We start from the raw sequence: 2,767 nt of genomic DNA on the forward strand, positions 1-2,767 counted from the left end.
CCTGGTCTTCGACGTCATCGTCGGCACGACGCCGGCACTGGTGGCGCTGGGCGTCGCGCTGGGCTTCTTCGGGTGCTGCTGGGCCGTGGTTCCCCTGATCCGCTCGCGTGGCGACTGAGTCGTCCGTCCGCAGGGGATGTCGTCGCGGCCCCGTCGTCTGCGTGAGTGCACGCGGCCGCGACGACAACGTGTCTAGCCGGGATGCGCCAACAGCTCCATGACCATGTCTCCGAGAGATGCGGTCTCGTGGCCGTGTGTTCGACCACGGGGTGGGTGCTACCTGAGTGTGCCGCGTCCTCGCGGCCACGGCAACACCCGTCCGGACAGAGGTTCGGTCCGTCAGCGCCTGTTCAGTGCCTATCAGGGCCCGTCAGTGCCCGTCAGTGCCCGTCAGTGCCCGTCAGTGCATCGACTTGTTGTTCTCCTCGGGGATCCCGTGCACCGCCGGCGCCTCGGGCCCCTGCGTTCCCTCCTGGGTGTCGCCGGACTCCCCCTCGGGACCTCCGGCCACCGAGTCGGAGGGCTCGATCGGGTCGATGTCGCCCGCTCCGCCGCCGCCGCCCCCGCTCATCGCGGTGACCTCGGAGACCTGGCCGCCCTCGTCGGACTTCTTCTTCTCGGTCATCTCAGTGCTCCTTCGCCTCGTCGGCTGCTCGTGCAGCCGTCCGCAGGTCCGCGACGAATGCCGCGAATGCCTCGTCGTACCCACCCCGCCCGCGCAGCCGGAGCAGCGCGGAGGGGTGCGTCGTGACGAGCGTCGCTCGGCCCGCCACGTCGTCGTGGACGGTGCCGCGCTCGGCACCGATCTTCACCGCCCTGCCGAGGACCGCGCGGGCGGCGGTGGCTCCCAGGCACACCACCACGTCGGGGTCCACGACGGAGAGCTCGGCCTCGAGCCACGGACCGCACGCGACGAGGTGCCGGAGGTCGGGCTTCTGGTGGATGCGGCGCTTGCCGCGCTGCTCGTGGCGGAAGTGCTTGACGGCGTTGGTCAGGTAGACCGCCCCGCGGTCGATGCCGGCCTCCTCGAGGGCCCGGTCGAGGACCCCGCCCGCCGGGCCGACGAACGGCTGTCCGGCCTGGTCCTCGCGGTCACCGGGCTGCTCACCGACGAGCGCCAGCCGCGCGCGCTCGCCTCCGGTGGAGAAGACCACCTGGGTGGCGTCCTCCCACAGCTCACAGCCGCGGCACTCCTGCGCCGCCTCGGCCAGGCGCGGCACGGTCGGGTCCTCGGGGACCCAGGGCCGTGCCGTCGTGTCGGTGGACATGGCCGCCGGTACCCATCGACGCCGTCCGGTATCTGGGGGCGGCGGACGTGATGGCGCGATCCCGCCCCGCGCTGCCTAGGATCGCCGCCATGCAGGCGGTGCAGTACGACGCGTACGGCGCGACCCCGGTGCTCGTGGAGGTCCCCGCCCCCGACTGCCCGCCCGACGGGGTGCTGGTGGAGGTGCGGGCCACCGGCGTGTGCCGCTCGGACTGGCACGCCTGGCAGGGACACGACCCGGTCCCCCTGCCGCAGGTCCCCGGCCACGAGCTCGCCGGCGTCGTCGCCGCGGTCGGACCGGAGGTCACCACGCGCCGGGTCGGCGAGCGGGTGACCGCGCCCTTCGTGTGCGGGTGCGGCCGGTGCGCCCACTGCGCGGCCGGGGACGCCCAGGTGTGTCCTGACCAGTCACAGCCCGGGTTCACCTACCCGGGCTCCTTCGCCGAGCTGGTCGCCGTGCCGGCTGCCGACCTCAACGTGGTCGTGCTGCCCGACGGCCTCGACTTCGTCACCGCCGCCTCCCTGGGGTGCCGGTTCGCCACCGCCTTCCGCGCCCTGACCGCCCACGGGCGCGTACGCCGCGGCGACTGGGTCGCCGTGCACGGCTGTGGCGGGGTCGGGCTGTCCGCGGTGATGATCGCCGTGGCGCTCGGCGCGCGCGTCGTGGCCGTCGACGTGTCCGCCGCTGCGCTGACCCTGGCCGCCGAGCTGGGGGCGGAGGTCGCCGTCGAGGGCGGCCCCGGGGTCGTACCGCAGGTGGTCGAGGTCACCGGGGGCGGTGCGCACGTGTCACTGGACGCGGTCGGGTCCTCCGACACCGCCGTCGCCTCGGTGTCGTGCCTGCGCACGCGCGGCCGGCACGTGCAGGTGGGGCTGCTGCTCGGCGAGCACGCCGCACCCCCGCTGCCGATGGGCCTGGTGGTGGCCAAGGAGCTGCAGGTCCTCGGCTCCCACGGCATGGCCGCCCGCGACTACCCCGCCCTGCTCGACCTTGTGGTCTCCGGCGCGGTGCGACCCGACCTCCTCGTGGGCTCGGTGATCGGCCTGGCGGACGCTGGCGCCGCGCTGGCGGCGATGAGCCGGCCCCCCACCACCGCGGGGATGACGGTGGTCCGGCTGGGGGCGTCCTCGTGACCGGGTGCCCGGACCGGGACACCGAGGGTGCCGGCCTACAGCAGCCACGGGAGGATCCGGCCGTCGGGCAGCCCGACGGTCTGCTCCGGCGGGGCGGCCCCCAGGGCCGAGGAGAAGGCCTCGAGACCCTGTGCGAGCATCCGCTGGTCGTCGGTCGCCATCCGGGCGACGACGTCGCCGATGAGCCGGCGACGCGCTGCCATCAGGCCGGCCACGGACCGGGCGCCGTCGTCGGTCAGTCGCAGGACGACGGTCCGCCGGTCGGTGTCGTCGCCCTGACGGCTGATCCGCCCGGCGGCGACCAGCTGGTCGCAGGTGCGGCTGGCGTTGGACGCGTTGAGGCACAGGTGCTGCGCGAGCCTCGAG

Annotated in this window: 4 protein-coding genes; 1 reads left to right on the forward strand and 3 read right to left on the reverse strand. The window is 74.4% G+C overall.

Annotated elements, in window-relative coordinates; all coding sequences use genetic code 11:
- Nucleotides 1-400: 400 nt before the first annotated feature.
- Together QZX64_RS02865 and QZX64_RS02870 are read right to left on the reverse strand one after the other, a co-directional pair.
- Complete coding sequence (locus QZX64_RS02865; RefSeq protein ID WP_295656800.1) at nt 401-625, reverse strand: hypothetical protein; 225 nt, start codon at nt 623-625, stop codon at nt 401-403.
- Between the two features lies 1 nt (nt 626).
- Entirely contained in the window at nt 627-1,268 is a 642-nt protein-coding gene (locus tag QZX64_RS02870) for a UdgX family uracil-DNA binding protein (protein ID WP_295656801.1), read from the reverse strand.
- Between the two features lie 89 nt (nt 1,269-1,357).
- Here QZX64_RS02870 and QZX64_RS02875 point away from each other — a divergent pair, with 89 nt between their 5' ends.
- Entirely contained in the window at nt 1,358-2,401 is a 1,044-nt protein-coding gene (locus QZX64_RS02875; RefSeq protein WP_295656802.1) for an alcohol dehydrogenase catalytic domain-containing protein, read from the forward strand.
- A gap of 35 nt (nt 2,402-2,436) precedes the next feature.
- Here QZX64_RS02875 and QZX64_RS02880 read toward each other — a convergent pair.
- A partial coding sequence (locus tag QZX64_RS02880; RefSeq protein ID WP_295656803.1) for a MarR family winged helix-turn-helix transcriptional regulator occupies nt 2,437-2,767 on the reverse strand: 331 nt, incomplete at its 5' end.

This window comes from uncultured Nocardioides sp. (assembly GCF_902805925.1).
Taxonomy (GTDB): domain Bacteria; phylum Actinomycetota; class Actinomycetes; order Propionibacteriales; family Nocardioidaceae; genus Nocardioides.